This window comes from Roseobacter sp. SK209-2-6 (assembly GCF_000169455.1).
Classification (GTDB): Bacteria; Pseudomonadota; Alphaproteobacteria; order Rhodobacterales; family Rhodobacteraceae; genus Pseudophaeobacter.
In genome coordinates this window covers 342,514-365,594 of sequence record NZ_AAYC01000002.1, presented here as the reverse complement: position 1 = coordinate 365,594, position 23,081 = coordinate 342,514, and the positions used below count along the sequence as shown (strand labels likewise).

At 53.5% G+C, this 23,081-nt stretch carries 22 protein-coding genes and 1 tRNA gene; 14 read left to right on the top strand and 9 right to left on the bottom strand.

The genetic code is table 11. The annotated features are described in order from the left end of the window. Position 1 precedes the first annotated feature (1 nt). The 3 genes from pstB to phoB are packed head-to-tail and all read left to right on the top strand — an operon-like array spanning position 2 to position 2,221. On the top strand, positions 2-799 hold the full coding sequence (pstB, locus tag RSK20926_RS04905; protein ID WP_008204806.1) for a phosphate ABC transporter ATP-binding protein PstB: 798 nt from the start codon (positions 2-4) through the stop codon (positions 797-799). Positions 800-817: 18 nt separating this feature from the next. Next, the gene (gene phoU, locus RSK20926_RS04900) at positions 818-1,528 is read left to right on the top strand and encodes a phosphate signaling complex protein PhoU (RefSeq protein WP_008204805.1); all 711 of its coding nucleotides are present in this window, start codon (positions 818-820) and stop codon (positions 1,526-1,528) included. 3 nt (positions 1,529-1,531) lie between these two features. Beyond that, complete coding sequence (gene phoB / locus RSK20926_RS04895) at positions 1,532-2,221, top strand: phosphate regulon transcriptional regulator PhoB (protein ID WP_008204804.1); 690 nt, start codon at positions 1,532-1,534, stop codon at positions 2,219-2,221. A 27-nt stretch (positions 2,222-2,248) separates the two neighbouring features. Here phoB and RSK20926_RS04890 read toward each other — a convergent pair whose 3' ends face one another. After that, on the bottom strand, positions 2,249-3,163 hold the full coding sequence (locus RSK20926_RS04890) for a LysR substrate-binding domain-containing protein (RefSeq protein WP_008204803.1): 915 nt from the start codon (positions 3,161-3,163) through the stop codon (positions 2,249-2,251). Positions 3,164-3,267: 104 nt separating this feature from the next. Between RSK20926_RS04890 and RSK20926_RS04885 the strand changes: the two genes are divergently transcribed. Beyond that, positions 3,268-4,488 (top strand): acyl-CoA dehydrogenase, encoded by a 1,221-nt coding sequence (locus RSK20926_RS04885; protein WP_008204802.1) that lies wholly within the window; start codon positions 3,268-3,270, stop codon positions 4,486-4,488. Positions 4,489-5,257: 769 nt separating this feature from the next. Here the strand turns inward: RSK20926_RS04885 and RSK20926_RS22990 are convergent. After that, positions 5,258-5,485 carry a hypothetical protein gene (locus RSK20926_RS22990; protein WP_008204801.1) on the bottom strand — a complete coding sequence of 76 codons (228 nt, stop codon included), beginning with the start codon at positions 5,483-5,485 and terminating at the stop codon, positions 5,258-5,260. 216 nt (positions 5,486-5,701) lie between these two features. Between RSK20926_RS22990 and RSK20926_RS22775 the strand changes: the two genes are divergently transcribed. From RSK20926_RS22775 to RSK20926_RS04865, 4 genes are all read left to right on the top strand, one after another. Beyond that, on the top strand, positions 5,702-5,944 hold the full coding sequence (locus tag RSK20926_RS22775; protein WP_157133041.1) for a hypothetical protein: 243 nt from the start codon (positions 5,702-5,704) through the stop codon (positions 5,942-5,944). Positions 5,945-5,970: 26 nt separating this feature from the next. Continuing rightward, positions 5,971-6,936: a TAXI family TRAP transporter solute-binding subunit gene (locus RSK20926_RS04875; RefSeq protein ID WP_037253775.1), complete on the top strand. Its 966-nt coding sequence runs from the start codon at positions 5,971-5,973 to the stop codon at positions 6,934-6,936. 128 nt (positions 6,937-7,064) lie between these two features. Further along, positions 7,065-10,058 carry a TRAP transporter permease gene (locus tag RSK20926_RS04870; RefSeq protein WP_008204798.1) on the top strand — a complete coding sequence of 998 codons (2,994 nt, stop codon included), beginning with the start codon at positions 7,065-7,067 and terminating at the stop codon, positions 10,056-10,058. Further along, positions 10,055-10,486 (top strand): universal stress protein, encoded by a 432-nt coding sequence (locus RSK20926_RS04865; protein ID WP_008204797.1) that lies wholly within the window; start codon positions 10,055-10,057, stop codon positions 10,484-10,486. The genes RSK20926_RS04870 and RSK20926_RS04865 overlap by 4 nt, the downstream gene beginning before the upstream one ends. Positions 10,487-10,530: 44 nt before the next feature. Here RSK20926_RS04865 and RSK20926_RS04860 read toward each other — a convergent pair whose 3' ends face one another. Genes RSK20926_RS04860 through RSK20926_RS04850 form a run of 3 tightly spaced genes read right to left on the bottom strand, consistent with a single transcriptional unit; the run spans position 10,531 to position 14,643 of the window. Beyond that, a complete protein-coding gene (locus RSK20926_RS04860) occupies positions 10,531-11,586 on the bottom strand; it encodes a lipocalin-like domain-containing protein (protein WP_008204796.1) in 1,056 nt (351 codons plus the stop codon). Continuing rightward, on the bottom strand, positions 11,576-13,990 hold the full coding sequence (locus RSK20926_RS04855) for an FtsX-like permease family protein (RefSeq protein ID WP_008204795.1): 2,415 nt from the start codon (positions 13,988-13,990) through the stop codon (positions 11,576-11,578). The genes RSK20926_RS04860 and RSK20926_RS04855 overlap by 11 nt, the downstream gene beginning before the upstream one ends. Continuing rightward, a complete protein-coding gene (locus tag RSK20926_RS04850) occupies positions 13,987-14,643 on the bottom strand; it encodes an ABC transporter ATP-binding protein (RefSeq protein ID WP_008204794.1) in 657 nt (218 codons plus the stop codon). Before RSK20926_RS04850 ends, RSK20926_RS04855 begins: the two co-directional genes overlap by 4 nt. 256 nt (positions 14,644-14,899) lie before the next feature. Between RSK20926_RS04850 and RSK20926_RS04845 the strand changes: the two genes are divergently transcribed. Together RSK20926_RS04845 and RSK20926_RS22770 are read left to right on the top strand one after the other, a co-directional pair. Continuing rightward, entirely contained in the window at positions 14,900-15,730 is an 831-nt protein-coding gene (locus RSK20926_RS04845) for a YihY/virulence factor BrkB family protein (RefSeq protein ID WP_037253773.1), read from the top strand. A gap of 206 nt (positions 15,731-15,936) precedes the next feature. After that, the gene (locus tag RSK20926_RS22770; RefSeq protein WP_157133040.1) at positions 15,937-16,086 is read left to right on the top strand and encodes a hypothetical protein; all 150 of its coding nucleotides are present in this window, start codon (positions 15,937-15,939) and stop codon (positions 16,084-16,086) included. 52 nt (positions 16,087-16,138) lie between these two features. Here RSK20926_RS22770 and RSK20926_RS04840 read toward each other — a convergent pair whose 3' ends face one another. Then, a complete protein-coding gene (locus tag RSK20926_RS04840) occupies positions 16,139-16,855 on the bottom strand; it encodes an RlmE family RNA methyltransferase (protein ID WP_008204791.1) in 717 nt (238 codons plus the stop codon). Positions 16,856-16,926: 71 nt separating this feature from the next. Next, on the bottom strand, positions 16,927-18,039 hold the full coding sequence (locus tag RSK20926_RS04835) for a Ppx/GppA phosphatase family protein (RefSeq protein ID WP_037253771.1): 1,113 nt from the start codon (positions 18,037-18,039) through the stop codon (positions 16,927-16,929). 310 nt (positions 18,040-18,349) lie between these two features. Between RSK20926_RS04835 and RSK20926_RS04830 the strand changes: the two genes are divergently transcribed. The 4 genes from RSK20926_RS04830 (at position 18,350) to RSK20926_RS04815 (ending at position 21,844) form a co-directional block, all read left to right on the top strand. After that, positions 18,350-18,652 carry a virulence factor gene (locus RSK20926_RS04830; RefSeq protein ID WP_008204787.1) on the top strand — a complete coding sequence of 101 codons (303 nt, stop codon included), beginning with the start codon at positions 18,350-18,352 and terminating at the stop codon, positions 18,650-18,652. Positions 18,653-18,672: 20 nt separating this feature from the next. Then, positions 18,673-19,599 carry a methylenetetrahydrofolate reductase gene (locus RSK20926_RS04825; protein ID WP_037253930.1) on the top strand — a complete coding sequence of 309 codons (927 nt, stop codon included), beginning with the start codon at positions 18,673-18,675 and terminating at the stop codon, positions 19,597-19,599. A gap of 17 nt (positions 19,600-19,616) precedes the next feature. Continuing rightward, the gene (locus tag RSK20926_RS04820) at positions 19,617-20,684 is read left to right on the top strand and encodes a methyltetrahydrofolate cobalamin methyltransferase (protein WP_008204785.1); all 1,068 of its coding nucleotides are present in this window, start codon (positions 19,617-19,619) and stop codon (positions 20,682-20,684) included. Positions 20,685-20,869: 185 nt separating this feature from the next. Next, complete coding sequence (locus tag RSK20926_RS04815; protein WP_037253769.1) at positions 20,870-21,844, top strand: hypothetical protein; 975 nt, start codon at positions 20,870-20,872, stop codon at positions 21,842-21,844. 49 nt (positions 21,845-21,893) lie between these two features. On the opposite strand, the gene RSK20926_RS04810 is transcribed toward RSK20926_RS04815, so the two are convergent. Together RSK20926_RS04810 and RSK20926_RS04805 are read right to left on the bottom strand one after the other, a co-directional pair. Next, positions 21,894-21,970, bottom strand: a tRNA-Arg gene (locus RSK20926_RS04810). Between the two features lie 239 nt (positions 21,971-22,209). Further along, entirely contained in the window at positions 22,210-22,779 is a 570-nt protein-coding gene (locus RSK20926_RS04805; protein WP_008204782.1) for a YcbK family protein, read from the bottom strand. Positions 22,780-23,081 lie beyond the last annotated feature (302 nt).

Genomic DNA, 23,081 nt, shown 5'->3' with positions numbered 1-23,081 from the left:
CATGAACACGATGAATATGATGGATAAAACCATGGTCACAAAAACGGTCAAAATCGCGGCGAACAATGTAAATGTTCACTATGCTGACTCCCATGCGATCAAAGATGTGAGCGTCGGGATCGAAGCCAATGCGGTAACAGCTTTCATTGGCCCTTCTGGCTGCGGGAAATCGACATTTCTGCGTTGTCTCAACCGGATGAATGACACCATTGATGTCTGTCGTGTGACCGGTGAGATCCTACTGGACGAGGAAGACATCTATGATCGACGCGTGGATCCGGTTCAGCTGCGGGCCAAGGTTGGTATGGTTTTCCAAAAACCCAACCCGTTTCCAAAGTCCATTTATGACAATGTTGCTTATGGTCCGCGCATTCATGGGCTGGCCCGCAATAAGGCTGAGTTAGATGAGATCGTCGAAAACTCCCTGCGTCGCGGTGCGATCTGGGAGGAGGTCAAAGATCGGCTGGACGCACCGGGTACTGGTCTTTCCGGTGGTCAACAGCAGCGTCTTTGCATTGCGCGCGCGATTGCAACAGAACCTGAGGTTCTCTTGATGGATGAGCCCTGTTCGGCGCTCGACCCAATCGCGACGGCACAGGTCGAGGAGTTGATCGATGAACTGCGGGGGAATTTCACCGTTGTTATCGTGACCCACTCCATGCAGCAGGCGGCCCGTGTCAGCCAGAAAACGGCCTTTTTCCACCTGGGGAACCTGGTGGAATACGAAGCTACGGGGCAGATCTTTACCAATCCGCAGGACCCGCGCACTGAAAGCTATATCACAGGCCGTATCGGCTGATCCGGCGGAGGAAAAACAATGGTAGAACAACATATCGCATCAGCCTTTGACCGGGATCTGGAAGCCATACAGGCGCAGATCATGAAAATGGGCGGATTGGTTGAGGCTGCGATCACCGGCGCCGCTCAGGCTCTAATCTCTCGGGATGAGGAACTGGCCCTTAAAATTCGCAAGCAAGATGCTGCAATTGATGGGCTGGAAGAGCTGATCAATGAAGATGCGGCACGGGTTATCGCTATTCGCGCGCCTCAGGCGGTTGACCTGCGTCTGGTTCTCTCGGTGATGAAGATAGCAGGCAATCTGGAGCGTATCGGTGACTACGCCAAGAACATGGCCAAGCGCACAGGGGTTCTGGTTCAGGGGCAGGATGTTACTGTCAGCGCCGCCGCTTTGCGTCGGATGGCGCGCGAGGTTGAGCTGATGCTCAAGGATGCCCTGGACGCCTATATTCAGCGGGACGTGGAACTGGCGGCGGATGTGATCGAACGGGATGCGGAAGTTGACCAGATGTATAACGCCCTGTTCCGCGAAATCCTGACCCATATGATGGAAGATCCGCGCAACATTACTTCCTGTATGCATTTGCACTTCATTGCAAAGAATATCGAACGTATGGGCGACCACGTGACATCCATCGCCGAAGAGCTGATCTATTTGGTGACGGGGGCGCGACCGGAAGAGGACAGACCCAAAGCAGATACCACATCTACGAAAGCGCAGGAGATCTAGGCGATGTCTACCGATCAGCCCACTGTTCTGATCGTCGAGGATGAACTCGCGCAGAGAGAGGTCCTCGCCTATAATCTGGAAGCGGATGGTTTTCGGGTGCTCAAAGCGGAAAACGGCGAAGAAGGGTTGTTGGTCGTTGATGAGCAGATGCCGGATGTCATTGTTTTGGATTGGATGATGCCCAATCTCAGCGGTATCGAAGTCTGCCGCCGCCTGAAATCCAGAACAGAGACGCGAAGTATACCAATCATTATGCTCTCTGCACGGTCCGAAGAAGTGGATAAGGTGCGAGGGTTGGAGACGGGTGCTGATGACTATGTGGTGAAGCCCTATTCAGTAATCGAGCTTGTGGCGCGGGTTAGAACCCAATTGCGGCGCTCACGGCCCTCTGCGGTGGGGCTGCGTCTGGAATACGGTGACATTGTGCTAGATGCAGAAACTCATCGCGTCAGTCGATCAGACCAGATGTTGAAACTGGGGCCAACGGAGTTTCGCCTGCTCTCAACATTTATGGAAAAACCGGGACGTGTCTGGAGCCGCGAGCAGCTTCTGGATCGGGTTTGGGGGCGCGACATCTATGTTGATACCCGGACTGTGGACGTCCATATCGGCCGCCTGCGCAAGGCGCTGACACAATTTGGTGGTGATGACCCGGTGCGCACGGTGCGCGGCGCGGGGTATGCTCTGGGATAAATCCTACTAACTGATCCACAGGTTAGGTTAGCGGGGTAGCGGGTCTTCCGGCTGCGCCTGCTCCGCAAGCCAGGAGCGGAAAGTCTTTAGCGCAGGTGAACGGGATTTGCTTTTGGGCCAAACGAGGTAATAGGCGCCTTTGGTCTCAGTAGCATTGGGCCACAAAGCTTTTAGTCGCCCAGTCGCAAGGTCTTGTTCCGCCAGATAGTCCGGGAGCAGAGCTACGCCCAAACCATGCAAAGCCGCTTGAGTGATGGTTGCAAACTGATCATAGGTCGTGCCTCCGAAATTCTCTATTTCTTCCGTCTTACCCTGTGCCTGAACCCAATCACGCCAGGCGTTGGGTCGGGTTTGAATATGTAATAGCGGGAGCTGAAGTATTTCCCGGGTGGTAAACTCTGTCTTCTCCGGGGCAAGCTGGGGTGCGCAAACGGGGATAAGATGCTCGCTCTTAAGCAATAGAGACTCTGTTCCAGGCCAATCTGATTTTCCAAAATGTATAGCAGCATCAAATGCCTCTGTGGAGAAGTTGAACTGGTTCAGGCGTGTTGACATGTTAATTGTGATGTCTGGATGAAGACGGGAGAACTGCGGTAAACGTGGCATGAGCCAACGCATCCCAAAAGCCGGGAGTATCGCCAGATTTAATGTTCCCGCCAAGGGAGCCGATTGGAGGCGTAGGGTGGCCTGCGCAATTTGCTCCAAAGCTTGACGGATTTCTTCAGCGTAGATTTTCGCCTCCTCGGATAGGCTCAATTTCTTTTGTTTTCTTTCAATGAGTTGCAATCCTATCTGTGCTTCTAAAGTCTTAAGCTGTCGACTAACTGCACCCTGGGTAAGGCTGAGTTCTTCTGCTGCTGCAGAAGCGGACCCTAGGCGATCCAATGCTTCCAGGGAGCGGAGGGAGGAGATGGAGGGGAGAAAGCGTCGTGGAATACTCATGTATTACAAAATCTCATGTTTTCTTTCCAAAGTCTCGCTGTTTTTTTCCCAAGGGCAGTCGTAATGTTCGTTTAACTTTTTAATTGCGATCGGAAGGCCTTGCTATGACCGAAAAACCTAAACTGCGCGCCAAAGATGCACCTAACCTGGGTCGATTTAACTGGGAAGATCCTCTGCGACTGGAAGATCAGCTGACTGAAGATGAGCGTATGATCTCCGCTTCGGCACGTGCCTATGCGCAGGAAAAGCTACAGCCACGCGTCACCGAAGCCTACGAGAATGAGGAAACCGACCCCGCGATCTTCCGTGAGATGGGTGAGATGGGCCTGCTGGGCACCACCATTCCGGAAGAATATGGCGGATTGGGCGGCGGCTATGTTTCCTATGGTCTGGTGGCACGCGAAGTTGAGCGTGTGGACAGTGGCTACCGCTCTATGATGTCTGTACAGAGCTCGTTGGTCATGTATCCGATCTATGCCTATGGCAGCGAAGAGCAGCGTCAGAAGTATCTGCCAAAACTCGCGTCTGGCGAGTGGATCGGTTGTTTTGGCCTGACAGAGCCTGATGCGGGATCTGATCCGGCCAGCATGAAGACACGCGCCGAGAAAACCGCCAATGGCTATAAGCTGACCGGCTCCAAAATGTGGATTTCTAATGCGCCCATCGCGGATGTCTTTGTTGTTTGGGCCAAATCGGACGAACATGGCGGCAAAATTCGCGGCTTTGTTTTGGAAAAGGGGATGCAGGGTCTGTCTGCACCAAAGATCAAAAACAAGGCGTCATTGCGTGCATCGATCACCGGTGAGATTGTTATGGATGGCGTGGAGGTTGGAGAGGACGCTCTGCTGCCACATGTTCAGGGTCTTAAGGGGCCCTTTGGCTGTCTGAATCGCGCGCGCTACGGGATTAGCTGGGGTGCAATGGGTGCTGCTGAGGCGTGCTGGCATTCTGCGCGCCAGTATGGGCTAGATCGCCAGCAGTTTGGCCGCCCGCTCGCCAACACCCAGCTGTTCCAGCTCAAACTCGCAAATATGCAAACCGAGATTACACTGGGTCTGCAGGCCTCCTTGCGCGTTGGCCGCCTGATGGACGAAGCCAATGCCGCGCCGGAAATGATTTCGATTGTGAAGCGGAATAACTGTGGCAAAGCGCTGGAAATCGCACGCAATGCGCGGGATATGCACGGTGGGAATGGGATCAGCCTGGAGTTCAACGTCATTCGTCATATGGTCAACCTAGAGACGGTGAACACATATGAAGGTACCCACGACGTGCATGCCTTGATCCTAGGGCGTGCGCAGACCGGCCTGCAGGCCTTTTTCTAAAGTCCTGACCTGAACTAGGTTTCTCTCTTCAAGGGCCAAGCAAAGCGTCTAGCGGTGCTTTGCTTGGCGCATCTTGCATTTTTGCATTTTTGTCATGTGTTTTTGCAGTTTGAGTTTGCGCGTGGATTTTCGCAAAGCTCTAATTGTTGAATTTGGCTTCAATACGGGAGGGATTGGATCCAAAATATTTAACTGTAGAGCTGTGTTCTAGTCCTGCGGTGAGGGTGGGTGCGTTAAGTAACTAATTGAATTAATTGACATCTGCCCGCATGTTCGCATGTGTGCTTTCGGGTGTATCGCTTGGGCGACCTAGGGTAGTTAAAGACAAGAGAGCTGTAGGTGAAGCGACGCAATAAGGTGACCACCCATTGGCCCTTCATTTTGCACTTTGAATTGATCTGTTTTCTGAAGTCACATTTGGGGCCGCGGGGGGTAGCTTGCAAAGCGATTTGAGATCGATTGAGTGATTTTGGAGGTGGCTTGCGGATTTGCAAATTCATTTTGCGTAGATTGGCCGACTTCGAATGCAAAGCGTTTGAGTTCAAAATCTGACAGCTATTGCACTTTTGCAGCCTTTAGAAGCTTTCGTTCTGTTAAACCGTTTTTCTGCCTTGTCTGGGGAAATTTTCCCAAAAACCTCTACGTTTTTCAAAAATGTATGGTTCTTCTGGGGGGATTTGGTTTCATGGGGGGAAATCTGCAAAGAGATCTGTGTAGCGATTTAGAAACGGCCTTACCTAATTCGGGTGAGCAGTCCGAATGTGAGAGCTTAGAAGCTGTGACTGCTTTGCCTAGCGCGCAGTCCGCGTTCATAGGCCGCTACAAGGATCATTTGCCATCTTCTTGGGGTGGAGCGGTATTCTGGTTCGATGTCAAATTTTATGCCGACGTCCTCCGTCTCAGAAAACTGTCGCGCGGTGGCTGAAACGCATCTCTCTAGAGACCAGAAATTGTCGATAGAGGGGTTTTCCTCTACCAGCTTACTTAACAGGATCATTGCCCCGTCCTCCCGGAAAACGTCAGGCTTTACCTGATCTCTATGGTGTAACTGAATTCAAACACTTCTACTTTAGGCAGAGATTCGAGTCCCGTTTTTTCTTTTAGTACTCACTCCGATTTCGAAATTTTACGTTGTCGTAACTATTTCGTGCCGGGTAGGGGAAAGGCTTCCAAAAGATCACCCTTGCGAATGTGTGCGACATTCTGACACAGTGTGGCGAATCTCAAGGAGCGGGAGGCCGGGGAATTTTTGACATTAAGCCTCAGTAGCGATGAAGTGGGCGTCAAAGATGGATTTGGTTTATCTGATGCGGTTGACAGTTGGCCTTGGCAAGCGCCTAGTCAGTATCGCGCGATCAGCCTTCTTCTGTTTCGTTTCAACGCGCTTAGCGCACTGAATCGGTACGGGATTGTTACTACAGCATTGCCTCAACGTACGGGCATCGCTGCTTCATGAATGATAAATCGTGGGAGAAAATCACAATGAAACACAGCAAGTTCGCTATTGGCGCATTGGTTGCGGCAACCTTTGTTGCCCCTGCAGTGCAAGCACAGGAATACATCACGATCGGAACCGGAGGCGTCACCGGCGTTTACTACCCAACAGGTGGTGCGATCTGTCGACTGGTTAACAAGACCCGCAAAGAGCACGGCTTTAAATGTGCCGTCGAATCCACAGGTGGTTCGGTCTACAACATCAACACAATTCGCGAAGGTGAGCTTCAGTTTGGCGTAGCTCAGTCGGACTGGCAGCACCATGCTTACAATGGCTCCTCCAAATTCGAGGAAAAGGGTGCTTTTGAAGGCCTGCGCGCTGTTTTCTCGGTACACCCTGAACCCTTTACTGTTGTTGCACGGGCTGACTCTGGCATCACCAGCTTTGATGACCTGAAGGGCAAGCGTGTTAACATCGGCAATCCAGGGTCCGGTCAACGCGGCACTATGGAAGTTCTGATGGGCGCCAAGGGCTGGGGCATGGAAGATTTCGCCCTGGCAACAGAATTGAAAGCCGCTGAACAGTCCGCTGCGCTGTGCGACAACCAGATCGATGCGATGATCTACACCGTCGGCCACCCATCCGGTTCCATTCAGGAAGCAACAACCGCTTGTGACTCTGTTCTGGTGACCGTTGATGGCGATGCCGTCAGTAAACTGGTAGCGGACAACGCTTTCTATCGGACTGCAACCATTCCTGGTGGCATGTATCGCGGATCTGATGGCGACACCCAGACCTTTGGTGTTGGCGCGACGTTTGTGACCTCGACCGATGTATCTGAGGATGCAGTTTATGCAGTTGTGAAGTCAGTGTTTGAGAACTTTGATGCTTTCAAGAAACTGCACCCTGCCTTTGCGCATCTGAAGCCAGAAGAGATGATTGCCGATGGTCTGTCCGCTCCTCTGCATGATGGCGCGGCCAAGTACTACCGTGAAAAAGGCTGGATCCAGTAAGCGATCAGCCGACATAGGGAGGGGCGCGGTTTTCGCGCCCCTTTCCGTATCAGTCTAGGCGTCCGAGCCTGACCAAAGAACATCGCAGACCGCGCCCCTTGGCTGCAGGTCTGATTGGGAGATTATCCATGACATCTGATGCTCAAGGAAATCGACCGCTAAGCGAAGAAGAACTGCAAGAACTGGTCGCGTCTTCTGACGCAGGCGCGAGAAACCCCATTGGGGCGGTCGGGCTCTCCCTTGCTATCATCGCTGTCAGCTGGTCCGTTTTCCAAGTCGTACTTGCTTCACCACTGGCCAATTACCTGCTGCCAGGCGCTGTGAACAACAATTCTCGTCTCATCCATCTCGCCTTTGCCCTTTGCCTGGGCTTTATGGCCTATCCAGCGATGGGACGTGAGAGCCGCAACCTGGTGTCCTTTGCGCTTGGACACCTTGGAACTTCAATCGCGCTTGGCGCATTTTCCACGGCGGTGTTCATAGCACTTGTTCCTGGGATTTCTCTCACCGTGGCGATTTCTGCCGGGGCAATTATTGCCTTAGCGCTTGTGCTCCCAACTTTCCTGAACGCCACTGGACATGCCTCCCCCTTGGAGCGGGTGACGAGCGCGATTGGCGTGTTCCTGGCGATTGCCCTACTGTCCTTCAGCGGGTTCTCTTTGATGGGCCAATATCTGACCGGTGGGTCGAGCGACACATTGCAGTGGATCTGTATTCTGTCAGCCCTGGCAGTCGCGGCACTGATGCTGCTGAGCTATCTGCGTCAATGGTCTGATCCCGAAGACAATTTCATTCCCCTGCAAGATTGGGTGTTGGCGGCGGCTGGTGTCTATGTGGCAATCTACGGCTACCTGAACTACCAGAAAATCGTCGACAGCGGTGGGCTTGCGGATGATATCGATAAGTTCTTCGCGCTGGCCGGTCTTCTTATCCTGTTCGAGGCTGCGCGTCGTGCGCTTGGCCCAGCAATGGCAATCATCGCTACGATCTTTCTGGCTTATGTCTTTTTTGGCTCCTCAGAATATGTTCCAGAGGTTATCCGCTGGAAGGGTGCCAGCCTGAAAAAAGCCATGAGCCATATGTGGATTACCTCTGAGGGGGTCTTTGGTATCGCTCTGGGCGTTTCGACAAAATTTGTCTTTCTTTTTGTACTCTTCGGAGCACTTCTTGATAAAGCCGGGGCCGGGAACTACTTTATCAAAATGGCCTTTGGTGCCCTAGGGCACCTGAAAGGCGGGCCTGCGAAAGCTGCCGTTGTTGGCTCTGCTGCCACTGGTCTGATCTCGGGTTCCTCCATTGCCAATGTGGTCACAACAGGCACCTTCACCATTCCGCTGATGAAACGGGTTGGCTTCTCCTCAGAGCAGGCAGGCTCGGTTGAGGTTGCCTCTTCGGTGAACGGCCAGATCATGCCTCCGGTCATGGGTGCGGCAGCCTTCCTGATGGTAGAATACGTCGGCATCTCTTATGTCGAAGTGATCACACATGCCTTCCTGCCTGCGGCCATTTCATACATCGCACTGGTCTATATCGTGCATCTGGAAGCAGTGAAACGGAATATGCCAACTCTGGGCAATCGCGTCGTTTCGATGGGGCGAACAATTGGCGGAATGGCTCTGTTCTTTGCTGGATTTGCAGCACTCTGTTATGGCGTGCAATATCCAGTCAAATGGGTCATCGCGTTGATGCCAAACGCGTCTGGCTTGGTGCTTTCCCTAATGGTAGTAGCTGCTTACATAGCCTTGCTAAAGCTAGCTGCAGGGGTTGAGGACCTTATCCCCGATGACCCAAATGCCAAAGAAGTAGAACTGCCAGAGGTGGGTAAGATCTATAAAGCTGGCTTGCATTACCTGCTGCCAATCATCGTGCTGGTCTACTTCTTGATGATCGAGCAAAAGTCGCCTGGGCTCTCCGCATTCTGGGCAACTGCGCTCCTGTTCGTCATCCTGCTAACGCAGAAACCGCTCAAGGCATTGTTCCGAGGTCAAAGCAACTTGGGGCAAAACTTTGTTGATGGGGTTGCGGATCTTTGGGCTGGCTTGATTGATGGCGCGCGCAATATGATCGGTATTGCGCTGGCTACGGCCACAGCGGGTGTCATCGTTGGAACAGTTACCCTTACCGGTGTTGGCCAGGTTATGGCAGATCTGGTTGAGTTTCTTTCTGGCGGCAATCTGATCTTAATGCTGATCATGGTTGGCCTGCTCTCACTGGTGCTGGGCATGGGGCTGCCGACCACGGCAAACTACATTGTTGTCAGCTCGCTTATGGCGGGGGTTGTGGTTGAGCTTGGTGCGCAATCTGGATTGATTGTTCCACTGATCGCGGTGCATCTCTTTGTTTTCTACTTTGGGATCATGGCGGATGTGACGCCGCCCGTTGGACTGGCGAGCTTTGCGGCCGCTGCTGTTTCTGGGGGGGATGCTATCCGTACAGGATTTGTAGCCTTCTTTTACAGCCTGCGCACTGTTGCCCTGCCGTTTGTCTTCATCTTCAACACTGATCTTTTGTTGATAGATGTGACCTGGACGCAGGGGATACTTGTTGCAATCTCAGCGACGATTGCGATCCTCGTCTTTACTGCGGGTACCATGGGGTATTTTCTGACCCGCAGCCGGATCTATGAAAGCCTTCTCCTGATCTTTGTAGCCTTTGCCCTGTTCCGTCCAGATTTCTTCATGAACCGGATCATGCCTCCGCATAGTGCAGTTGCACCGCTGGAGCTTGTTCAGGCGCTGGAGAGTGCTGAAGCTGGGCAGGAATTGCGTCTGACTATCCAAGGCCCGGATTTCGACACCTCAGAGATCGTTTCAACGACCTTGGTTGTGACCATCCCTGAAAGCGGTGACGGCGCGGCAATAGCCGAAGCTACGGGGTTAGTTCTGTTGCCGGAAGAAACCCGTATGGTTTTGGATGCTCCCGGGTTTGGCACCCCGGCTGAGAAGAAGCTGGAGAGCTTTGATTTCTATGGTGACGCACCTGTTGAAGTCATTGAAATTCTGGCGCCGGCTGACCAATTGCCAAAAGAGCTGATCTTTATTCCTGCACTTCTGCTTCTGGCGCTTGTTGCCATGATGCAACGGGGCAGGGCACGGATGACTGAGGAAGGAGTGCCGGCATGAATAAGTCGATCCTATGTGCCTTGGAGCTGAGTGAGACGTCGATTGACGAAAAGGTACTGCAGCAGGCCGCGCGCTTGGCAGCACTTGATGGAGCCCAGCTGGATGTGGTGAATGTTCTTCCCGATTTCGGGGAGAGCTGGGTCTCTGGCTTCTTTGAGGCCCATCACCACGAGAAGGCCGTGGAGGATACCACCGACAGGCTACGTACGCTCTGTGAAAGGGTTTTGGGCGAAACAGAAAACGCCAAGATCCGTCATGTGGTCGCTACGGGGAAGGCCTATCAGGAAATCCTGGCAGTTGCAGAAGCAGCGGGCAGCGATCTGATTGTCATCGGTGCCCATAAGCCGGACCTCAAGGACTACTTGTTGGGCCCGAATGCTGCCCGCGTGATCCGGCATTCCAACTGCTCTGTCTATGTAGTCCGCTAGTTTGGAGCCTATTTAACCCGGAAAGAAGGCGCCACTTGGCGCCTTCATTTTTCATAACCAGTCATTTCCAAATACCCCATTCCAGAATGGCTGCCTTCGATACGAACAGGACCTTCCCAATAGGCAAAGCTCGTTTCCATCCAGCTGTTATTGTTCAGCGCGATGACGGTGATCTCGAGGTCTTGCCCCGGCAAATTCAGCTTCCATTTGGTTGGAATACTACGACCGGTAACCTCTGAAGTTTCTAGAGGGAGCGCTGTGAAGGCATCTAGGGGAAGGGGGTGTAATACACCTTTCTTTGGTGATCCAGCTGCCAGAGCGAAAGTCGTTTGCCCATCAACGCTACGCAAAACAAATGCCATAAGCTTTTCACCGCTATCAAATTTCAGCGAAAACCAGTCCCAGCCCTCTTGATCTTCTGCAAGCGGCTGGCTGGACCATTCGCGATCCAGCCAACCAGATCCCTGGACCTCCACTGTACCGTCTGGCAGGTCCAAATGGCCGGTGATGCGATAGGCGGGTTGCGAATAATAGTAACTGGCTTGGCCAGCCGCGGATTTGACCGAATAGCCATCTTGGCCGTGAAAAACGAGCGGCTTGTTGCTTTCTGCCTGCAGCAGGAAGGAGAAGTTGCTGCCCCGAGCTGTCAGGTCGATGTGCGACAGATCGGGACTTCCAGCCATGTGCCAATCGTCAATCCATGCCTCAAATGGCGCACTGGTCACGCCCGCTTGTCCCGTACCCCCACGCGCCAAGCGTTCTGCGGAGAAGTGCTGGTCCATTGTAGTCAGCCCCGCGTGCCCCATCCAGATTTGCGGGCTTTGCCACCCAGGTGCCTCACCCGGTTTGAGGGCAGATCGGAACAATGTCCACTGAACCCCGTAATCCCGCCCATTGTTATCTTTAAGGTTGGCCGTCAAATACCACCATTCAATGCGAAAATCAGGATGTGGGCCATGATCATCTGGAAAGCTGAACTGATAGTCTCTTGATGGAACTGCAAACCCTTCGGCCTGGGTACCTAGGCCGGCAAATCCCTGGGCAAGGGCATCAGCTGGGAGCTGCAAAAGACAGATCAAAAGAAGCGATCTAGCGATCATTGGCAAAGACCTTCAGCAGTGTGGAGGGCTCAATACGAGAGAGCCGCCATGCAGGGAGCGCCGCGGCAACCAGAGCCGCCAAGAGGGCAAAGAAACCCAAACCCAGCCAGTCCAGCGGGAAAAGATGCATTGGCAACTGCCAGCCAAAGGCTTCGGCATTCACAACATGCAAAAGCACCCAGGCCAGAACAAGGCCCAAGGGAAGGGCCAGAAGAGTTGTAAGCGCTGCGTAGAGCAAACTGCGCAGGATGTCATAAAAGGCGAGTTGGCGCCTTTCGATACCCATTGCCCAAACCGGCGCCAGCTGAGGTAACCTCTGGTTCCAAATAGTCAGAAAACTCGTCAGCATGGCAAAGGCAGCGATGCCTAGGGTTAGGATGCTCAGCGCGCCGGTCACAAGGAAGGTCTGATCGAACACATGTAGGGATCGTGCTTTCAGACTAGCCTGGTCAACTACGTTTCTATTCGGTAAATCAAATGCCTGCTGGATTTTCTTCATAACAGAAGGAACCTCTTGCTGCGCAAGCCTGAGGCCAAAGCGACGGTTTTCGGCACCTGGTGCCAGTGCTAAGAGCGATGGCATAGACACGATGGCTTGTGCATCGGGGTTTCCATAGTCGGAGTAGATACCCAGTATCTGCTTCGGCCAGGTTTCTGGCAGCAGCAACTGATCCCCTAAACCTACTGCCATCCGGCGGGCAAGCTGTTCATTGATCAAGATCCCCTCTGACCTGGCTAACTTGTCCCAAACCCCATCCTCCGCGGAAAGCATAGGCCAGTTTGAACGATAGGTGGTGTGATCAACTACGCCGTAGATTTTGAGCAGTTGCCCCTCGAACCGAAACTCTGTCGAGCGAATGGGAAGCGTGGTGATACGCTGTTGGTGAAGCCAGTCCTCAAGCGCGTCTCCCTCAGCATCGTCACGGGCGGTCACATATAGTTCTGCCGAAAGACGTTGATCCATCCACCCCAGAAAGGTGAGGCGAAAGCTGGAAACCATTGTCCCGACACCGATATTGGTCGCCATAGCCAAAAGGAGCGCCATCAGGGCGAGGGACATTCCAGGCAGTTGTGCAGCCGTGTCTGCCCAAATCCATTTGAAGATCGGTTTCTGTGCCAGCAAGGATCCGCATCGCAATATCTTCGCTATGAGGTATGGGAGAGAGAGAGCTGTGCCGAGCATCACACCTGTGAGCAGGGCAAAGCCGCCCATGAGCCCGCCAATGACTTGAAAAACTAGCACCCCTCCGAGGCAACAAAAACCACCAGCAACGAGGAGCAAGCCATATCCTTTTACCGATTGCTGACCTCTCGCCAGGAACGAGGGGCCAAGGAGGATGGGCATGCGCCAGAGCTGCCAAAAGGCATACGCGCTGGAGGCCAGTGCTCCGATACATGCCATGGACAAGCCCGAGAGGACCCATTCACGCCGAAGGTGCAGGTAGGTGAGCGCCTCTGTATCAAAGAGATCTGATAGGGTGGCGCTGACGTTGGGCAGCAACAAAAGCGCGGTAAAATACCCGATCAACAGGCCTGCCGTTCCGGAAATCAGAGCGAGCGTCAGGATCTCTGCCAAAAAGAACAAGACAAGTTTTGATAGTGGGAGCCCAAGACAGCGCAGGGTTCTGATCAGTCTGCGCCTTTGCTCAAAGGTCAATGAGACGATACCCTGAACGATGAACAGCCCGACAGCAAAGGACAGGAACCCAAAGGTTGTAAGATTAAGATGAAAACTCTCAGTGAGGCGAGACAGACCCAAAGCTGATTTTTCGGCTTTCTGAAGCTTAAAGCGGGAGGGGGGTTTGGTTGAGATGTTCTGAGTAAGAGGCTGATAGGAAGGCATTATAAAGTAACTAATCCGGTTTTCCTGTTGGGAAAACCTCGCCACAAAACTGATATCCGAAAAAACGACTCCCGGCGGGATTGATGCGTTCAGAATATAGGGCGGAAGCTCCTGCGTAAGGTTCAAATCACCAAGGGTTTCAGGGTGCAGAACGACCTGTCCGGGCGGGAGAAGGAAAGGCAAGGGGTCGGTGGATGGCGCATGATCTGTGCCAAGGATAACCTCCAAGCCAGGAAAGCTGAGGGGGTCAATGCCTAAGAGCTTAATAGGTTTGGAGCCTCCCTGTAGCTCATGTTCCAGAACGGGTGACACCAAGATGCCGCGACGCCTTAATTCAGCGAAATCCTCTAAGGTCAGGTCGGTTTGGCTGGTCAGGATGTCCCACTGCGCCATGTTGATTTGATTTTCCGCCCGCTGATAACTGGCGCGTGCCTCCGCGTTGAGGACCTGCACCGAGGTCCAGAGCCCGGTGGCAAGTGATAAGCCAATAAGCAGGACGGCGAGCTGAAAGGGATGGAGGGACCAGTGAGACAGAATTGCTCTCAGCGCAAAGCGTGTCACTGCAATACCCCGCCCTTTAATTGGATCTGATGATCCAGCCGTTTGGCGATTTCTAAAGAATGGGTCACAAGAAACAGGGCGGTTTCGCTTTCTTTCACCAGATCAAGCATGAGATCCAGAACAGACTGCGCAGAGGCTTCGTCCAGATTTCCCGTTGGCTCATCCGCCAAGAGGAGCTTGGGTCGCATCGCCATAGCCCGGCCAATTGCCACACGTTGTTGCTGTCCACCCGAAAGTTGTTCCGGAAAATGATGGAGGTGATCCCGCAGGCCCAGCTTGTCTATGAGATGGTGCTCCCAGGCAGGATCACTTTTGCTACCCAATCCGGCATGAAGCGCGATGTTGTCTTGAACATTGAGTGAGGGGATGATGTTAAATTGCTGAAAAACAACGGATACTATCGTTCTTCGGAGATGGGCGCGCTTGCCCTCGTTGGCTCGAGAGAGGCGATTTCCCGCAACTTCGATTTCCCCGGCGTCAAATCCATCCAAGGCAGCAATCAGATGTAACAAAGTGCTCTTCCCGGATCCGCTTTCACCGGTAAGCGCGAGACTGGCTCCTGCGTCTAGATCCAGGTTGATGCCGTTCAGGATGGTCGTTCTCCCGGAAGGGCCAGATATGGTTTTCCCTAGATTCCTGACCTTTAGTAGCATTTCTTGTGACGATTTCCTTTAGGCCCACAAAAACTAGTGGGGCGCTGTTTTGAAAACCAGTCAATACCCACAACACCGGGCTGTCCAGAGCGGAGAAAGCACAATTACGTAAAGAAAGCAGCCGCTTCACCTAGATCGTTGCTATACGGACGGAAAGCCTCATAAAGAGATATGTAGGCGCTCCTTTTAGCGACTGAAAGTGGGGCCGCTGGTTCCCCGATTGGTGAGAACATGGAAGAAAGGGAGACAGAGGCGCATGCAACGGGCAATTTTCTCATTTGCGCTTGCGCTTAGACGGTTCCATGAAAAAAACGCATGGGTGCTGTGCAGCCATATAGCGATGTCTATGATGTTGGCGCTCTTCCCTTTTGTTCTCTTTACCGTGGCCCTCGCCGGGGCGGTTGCCAACCTGGTGTCACATGAATTGCGCTTGCAGCAGCTTGTTGATCTTGTGTTTGGCGCCTGGCCGACAGAGGTCTCAGGGCCAATTCTTCGAGAACTCTATGCGGTATTGGAAACATCCAGCCCTGGTTTGGCTACTTTCGGTGGAGTACTTGCGCTTTTCTTTGCATCCAACGGCGTCAATGCCATCCGCTTTGCAATGGTGCGTGCCTATCATGATCTCGATGAGCGTCCTTTCTGGCTCTCGCGCTTGATTTGCCTTGGGCTGGTCATTCTCGGGGGCAGCGGCATTCTGATTGCTGCAGTTTTTGAGATCGCTATCCCGCTCTATGTCGCGTATTTCTCAGAGCTATTTCCCCAGGTCGAGTTGCTCAACGGCTTGGGAAAAGGCATGAACAGGGCTCTGATTTTAGGGATGCCGTTTTTGGCTGTCCTTCTGTGTCACTTGTTCTTACCCGGCCGAATCCATCCTATACGAGAGATCTTGCCCGGGGTTCTGGTGACAGCGTTTCTCTGGTGGATTGCCGGGATCGGCTTTGCCTTTTATGTGACAAGCATCGCGCAGTATTCTGCGACCTATGCTGGCCTGGCAGGTGCGATTGCAGCGATCATTTTTTTGTATGTCAATGCTGCGATCCTGATCCTCGGGGCGGAGTTCAACGGCGCCTTGATTGACAGTGCCTAAAGGCATTGCGCTGTTGCCCATGCATCAATTGAAGTGCGATAAACGTTATTTTGTTTCTGTTAACGCAACAATAAGGCGGTTCTGCCATAATTCAGCCATGAGTGGGTCCCAATCCCACCTTACTCTTGGATCTATGAGGCGGGAACAACCGGACAAAACAAATGAAAACTCTAAAGAGTAGCAGTGCCCAAAGGAAAATCCTGGAAATGATCCAGGAACGAACAATGCCTTTGAGTGCTGCAAAAAAGAACCTGCGTGTGACGCGTCTGGCAGATAGTGATACGGAAGAAACCGTTCGCCTAAGGATCTCAGCGACCCAGTCGCTTATGCCAGCACTTAAGGCCGCGCATTCTTAAATCGGTAAAAACCGTTGAAACTACAGGCAAAGTGATGGGGTTTGGATGGCAATTAGCCTCTGAACCCCATCGCAACCACAAACTTCTCTGAGCTGTCAGAACGCGATGCCGGAGGTTTGACATTGGCCACTTTGGTGAACTTTTGCTTCAGCAGCTTTTGCAGTTCACCTTCGGCGCCACCGGCCAAGACCTTGGCGACAAAGGTGCCACCTTCTTCCAATACATCAAAAGAGAAATAGGCCGCAGTTTCGCAGAGTGACATAATGCGCAAGTGGTCTGTTTGCTTGTGGCCTGAACTGGCTGCAGCCATGTCCGACATCACCACATCTGCATTGCCACCCAGCCAGGTCTTCACCTGCTCATCGGCGCCTTCGTCCATGAAGTCGAGTTGATGGAATTCTGCCCCGGCCAAGGGTTCAATTTCTTGCAGGTCAACGCCCAGAATGGTGCCAATCGCCTTGCCAGATCTCTCACCCAGAGCGTTAATGCGCTTGACGGCGACCTGCGACCAGCCCCCGGGCGCGCAGCCCAGATCAACCACACGGGCTCCAGGCACGAGGAAGCGGAACTTGTCGTCGAGTTCCATAATTTTATAGGCGGCACGACCGCGGTAGCCTTCGGCCTGAGCACGTCTCACATAGGGATCGTTGAGCTGGCGCTGCAACCAACGTGTAGAGCTCAACTTGCGGCCGCGCGCGGTCTTCACCTTGACCTTGAGGTCACGCTGACCTCGTCCAGATGTGTTCTTGCCAGTAGGTGTTTTAGCCATGTGCCGCACTCCAGGCAGTTGCCCAGCTCCAGAAAACTCAGGACCTGTGCATTATAGTAATTTGCATCCGGTTAGAAGGGGCCGTCTTCCAAAACCCCATCCGCACTCATCTGGGCGTAAAGCAGGCCTTCGCGCAGACCTCGATCAGCAACGGATAGACGATCTGTCGGCCAACACCGCAGCAGCGCCTGCAAGATTGCAGAGCCAGACATGATCAAGGCCTGTCTGTCATCACCAATGCGAGGATCCCTTCGGCGCCCCTGTGGGCCAAGTTCCAGATATCCGCGGATCACTCGATCAATCTGGTCGCTTGTCATGCGCAGCCCATCGACCTTGGTGCGGTCATAGCGTTTGAGGCCCAAGTGCGAGGCGGCAACAGTGGTAACTGTTCCCGAGGTGCCAACGATCTGGAACCCCTCACGGGCCTGTTCGTCGCGATAGGGGGCAAAATTCTCGAGATGCTCCTCAAAGAACCAACTCATGAGTGCAAACCGCGCGGCATCATCTTCAACATCGTTGAATTGATCGCGTAGAGTGGCCACCCCGAGAGGAACAGAGATCCAATCGACGACCTTGGCCGCCGGAAAAGGACTATCGGTAGAATGGAAACCCGCATGTAACCGCATAATAGAGGAGGGGCGGTCGCGGCGCGGAACGGATGAGAGATCGATCCAGACCAACTCTGTTGAACCGCCGCCAATATCAACGACCAGCAATTGCTCTGTCTTGGTCGAAACCAGGGGGGCGCAGGAAATGACGGCCAGGCGCGCTTCTTCCTCAGGCTTGATAACCTCCAGCTTAAGCCCGGTTTCGCGTTTCACCTGCCGTATGAAATCACGAGAATTTTTTGCGCGACGGCATGCCTCTGTCGTGACCAGACGCATACGTTTGACCCGGTTGCGCTTGAGTTTTTGCTGACAAATGCGCAAAGCCTGAACGGTTCGAAGCATAGAGGAGCGAGACAAGCGTCCCGTTCGCTCAAGCCCGGTGCCTAGCTGCACCGACTTAGAAAAGCTGTCTACCACATGGAAACCGCTCCCTTTTGGCTGAGCGATCAGCATGCGACAACTGTTTGTACCAAGATCCAGCGCCGCATAGAGCGCATCTTGATCTGGGCCGACGGGTGCCTGGGGTTCAACCGCTTTGGGGAACGCGCCCGCACCTTTGGAACGCCTGGGCGCCATGATTCACGCCCTCCGATTTTCGTGTTGTCTTTAGAATATGGAGCCGGGCAGGGCGGCGCAAGGGCCGCATTTGGCGAAACGGTGATGCAACGCTTGGAGGTCGGCAGCGCTCTTGCGCGCGATTCATAAGCATGTTGAGTTTTTTGAGGAAATCCTGACAGCGATTTCCATAGCCATGCCAGGGGATCTGACGGTATCAGTTGAGCGCACAAAACGTCGCTCAAAACCCAAACGGTGTCGAAATCCGGCGTACTCTGTTTTGCCGGAGCGACTAGAAAACATGAGATCAGACGTCTGAGGAGGACTACGAATGGCGGATGTCACCATCGTGTATTGGCGCGATATTCCTGCACAGGTTATCGTGGGCAAAGGGCGCCGAGGCGCAAAACGCCAGCTGGAAGAACGCTTTGAACAGGCAATCGATCGGGCTGCAATGAAAGTGAACGCCAAAGACAGTGATGCCTATCTTGCAGAATGGCGCAAGGCTGACCCCTACGCAGTAGAGGGTGATGCAAGCGAGATCGCTGAATCCGAAGCCAAACGTCTAGAGGCGGAATACGACCAAAGCCGCTTGAAGATTCTGATTGCAAATGACGGATGGGCGCAAGCCTAACACCACTATGGGAGGCCGCGATGGCTTTGCTGAACTTTAAAAAACGCGACACTGGCGCGGGCCAGCCCGTCAGCCCCGAAATGGAAGCCTTCCTGCAAGGCTATTCGATTGAAGTGATGCCGCGTACCGCTGCTAAGGTCGATGATTTCCGCGACCTTCTACCCGCCGGTACACGTGTTTATATCGCCCATATCGAAGGCACTCCGATTGAAGACATGGTCGACACCGCCAAGCGAATAGCTGGCGAAGGCTTTGAAGTGATGCCGCATTTTCCCGCGCGCATCATCAAAGACAAAGCAACCTTGGGTGATTGGATCAACCGTTACCAGGGGGAGGCAGGTGTCAAGCAAGGCCTGATCCTTGCTGGTGGTGTTGCCAAGCCGCATGGTGATTTCGACAGCTCCATGCAGCTGCTGGAAACTGGTCTTTTTGACGAAGCAGGTTTCACCAACCTGCATGTTGCGGGCCATCCTGAGCCCAACCTGGATATCGACCCCAAAGGCGGTCGCGCAAACACCTACTCCGCACTGGACTGGAAGCAGGAGTTTTCCAAGCGCACCGACGCCCAAATGGCGCTGGCAACCCAGTTCTGCTTTGAGGCGCAACCGGTCATCGATTGGGTCAATGAGCTGAAAGAGCGCGGCATGAACCTGCCGGTTCATATCGGCATCGCGGGTCCCGCCAAACTTCAAACCATGATCAAATTCGCCATCGCTTGCGGAGTTGGCCCATCGTTGAAAGTTCTGCAGAAACGTGCCAAAGACGTGTCCAAGCTGCTGTTGCCACACGAACCAGGTGAGATTCTGGCTGATCTGGCGGTGCATAAGGCAGCCAATCCGGACTTCCAGATTGAGAAGGTCCACTTCTTCCCACTGGGCGGCATCAAGACCAATGCTACCTGGGCGATCAACAATGGCGGCGACTCTGCCAAGCCGGTTAACTCCTGAGACCCTAAGGATCAAAAATGACCCGTACAGTCGTAGAATCAAAAACAAAAACCGCGATCCTGGGCTTCGATGAGCCCTTCTGCGTGATCGGTGAGCGCATCAACCCAACTGGCCGTAAGAAACTGGCGGCTGAGCTGGAAGCTGGCGATTTCTCAACCGTTGAGAAAGACGCGCTGGCCCAGGTGATGGCAGGTGCCAATATCCTCGATATCAACGCAGGCGTGGTTTACAATTCCAACCCGAACCCGAACGAGACTGAGCCTCCGCTGATGACCAAGATCGTCGAGCTGGTTCAGGGTCTGACCGATGTCCCTCTCTGCATCGACTCTTCTGTTCCCGAAGCTCTGGAAGCGGGTTTGCAGGCAGCTGAAGGCCGCCCGCTGCTGAATTCGGTCACCGGTGAAGAAGAGCGCCTTGAGTTCGTTCTGCCGCTAGTGAAAAAGTACAACGTCCCCGTTGTTGCAATTTCCAATGACGACACAGGTATCTCTGAAGATCCCGACGTGCGTTTCGAAGTTGCCAAGAAGATCGTTGAACGTGCAGCAGATTTTGGCATTCCAGCCCATGACATCGTGGTTGACCCTCTGGTTATGCCAATTGGTGCGATGTCGACAGCTGGCCAACAGGTTTTTGCACTGGTCCGTCGTCTGCGCGATGAGCTGGGCGTGAACACTACCTGTGGCGCTTCCAACATCTCGTTTGGCTTGCCAAACCGCCATGGCATCAACAATGCCTTCCTGCCGATGGCGATGGCGGCTGGCATGACTTCTGCCATTATGAACCCTGTCGGCCTGCCAATTTCGCAAAAGAAAATCGCAGAAAAGAAAGCCGAAGTGGAAGCTGCTGGCATCATCCTGCCAGAGGGCATGGAAGATGAGGCCTTTGTGCAGATGTTTGGTCTGGGCTCCACCAAGCCGAAAGCCGGCAAGGAGATGGAAGCTATCCGAGCAGCCAACCTGTTGACCAACAATGACCCGCATGGCGGCGATTGGATCAAGTTCAACAAAGCGCCTGACGCTGCCGGTGCCGAAGGTGGCCGCGGCGGTCGCGGTGGTCGCGCAGGTGGCCGTCGTCGCCGCGCGTGATCCGCAGAAATATCTAAGTTCAGAAAGGCGGAGTTTTGCTCCGCCTTTTTCTTTGCCTGCCGGGTTCCACAGCCTTGGGCATCGGCTAAATTGCGCCAGTGGAATTTGCCTCAGAACCCAAAGCTGACTAGGCTTTGGCCCACACCCTGTTTCGTTTTTTGGGGTGAAAGTGTTTTGAGGTTATTATGTCATATACGATTTGTTTGAATGGTCAGCTCATTACATTGGAAGAGCGTGACACCCGAGCCTTGGTTCGAAGACTGGTCCGTGAAACGCGACGCCACGTCTGGAATAGGGCCTCCGGACCTTTTTGTCATTCCTATGGGCGTTGGCGTTGGCATCATCAACGCCGCAATGAGCCAATTCACTGGATTATTGAAGCGGTAGGTGGCGCTGATCTGCCAACAGCCACCCGCGCAAATCAACTGAAACGCCGACATGATCGATTGGAACGAAATCTGAGTCCAGCTGGGATCCTTGATTTCTATGATAACTTTAATGCCTGGCAAAGAGATGCGGCGAGTTTTCGACGCTCTATGCGGAACTACTTGAATGATTTCGACGCTGGTGGCGGGAGATCGGTTCAAGTTCTGACGCTGACACGAAACCTATCCTTCATGACGCTGCAGGGCTGTGCTTTAGCGCTGACCGCAGGAGCTTCAGGCGCCGCTTCAGCTGCTGTGGTGGCCTCACAAGGCGCAGGAACCGCCCTTGTCCGCAGTGCGGCCACGAGCTTTGTGGTCAACGAAATTCAAAATGGTGCGACCCGTGTTGGTCGCAGCCTCGCCGGTGAAGTATTGACCACCAGTGATGTTCAGCGTGAAATTGGGCTGAACGCATTGAACTCAGTTTCAGATGCCATGTTGGGGCAGATCATAGGGCGGTTCCTGCGCCCCCTTAAAGATGCGCTTTCGCGCGCCGCTCTGAGAGAGATCAGAAGTGGTCGTTTTATTCGTGGGATTGGGATCGATGTTGCTAGTCAGAGTATCGATGCAGCGGTCGCTAATTCGCTAAAGGCACTGCGTCCACAGGATCTCAGGAATGTTCTGAGAGACGTGGCACTAAGCGGATCTGCACGAGAATGCGCCCAATCAACCGCCGATAACCTTATGGAAAACCGACGCTTTCGCGAGCTGATGGAACGTCATTTGCAGCAGTGAACTCTTCGTCGATGGCGACTTTCGAGAGCCTGGTACAGAAGAAGGGGGTTGGCGCACCTGAGAGGATTCGAACCTCTGGCCTCTGCCTTCGGAGGGCAGCGCTCTATCCAGCTGAGCTACAGGTGCCTATGTGCGGGGTATAGCTGGCCAAACTATGCTCTGCAATGGAAAAAACACTTCTCTTTCAGGGCGTGATCTGGCCAGAAGTTGCTTTGGTTCCAACTGGGCTGGAATAGATCCTTGCAGATCGGGGAAGGGGTTGGTTAGATAGGTTTTGCGGGTAATCTGTCTGCTGGTCGAAACAAAAAAGCGACCCCAAAGGCCGCTTTCTGAAACAGTTGAGGGATGGAGGCATAACTGTGGGCTTAGCCACCCCAGCTGCGCACGATGCCGCAATCCATATGCACAAAGTTCGAACGGCTGTATTTCCCGACGCCACCGGCACGACAGGCCTGGGCGGCGCGGGCCATTTGCGAAACGGAGCGAGAAGCCAGGCGAAGATCCGCGGCCTGACCTTTCATATGAAGCGAGTTCTTGGCCACACCGCGAGAACGGCTTCTGAGCATCGCGTTTGTCTGCGGGCTACGATAGCCTGACAACAGCATATAGGGTTCGCTCACATCCAAGAGATTATGGGAGGCGGCCATAATGTCGATGGTTCTAAGGTCGATGGACTTGATTTGATCGGTACGCCAGTCACGCATGAAGTAGTTTACTTCGCGAACTGCGTCTTTGATGTAGTCACCATCAATCCAATAGATCATATCGAGGCGCTCACCAGTGCGGCCGGAATACATCCTGATACGGCGGATATCACCACCTCCCCGCAAGAATCCTGCAGCCTTTGAGAAGGTTGGCGCTGCGGCAACGGTTGTTGCAGCGAATGCACCAAGGAGTGCTCGGCGGGAGAATCCCGCAGATTTCGTTTCTGCCATATTACTACGCCATCCCTAACGTGTTTATGTCCTGCCTGAGCTCGATGTTACGAGCAACTGTGCTTTGTAGCCTGCAGGCTGTATGCCACAGTGCTTAGCCGCTACCAAGATTCGAATCTCGCCTATTAACCACGAAGCGGATTTTCGGCAAAATTTTGCGCAAAGGGGGATTTGACGTTAACTTTTCCCCTTCTTGCGAAGGTGGTAAACCTGAATATGCGGCTGCTACGCACCATTAAGATTTAGTCATAACATGGTTTACAAAACGTGAATGGACATTCTGGTCTGGCCTTCACCAAAAT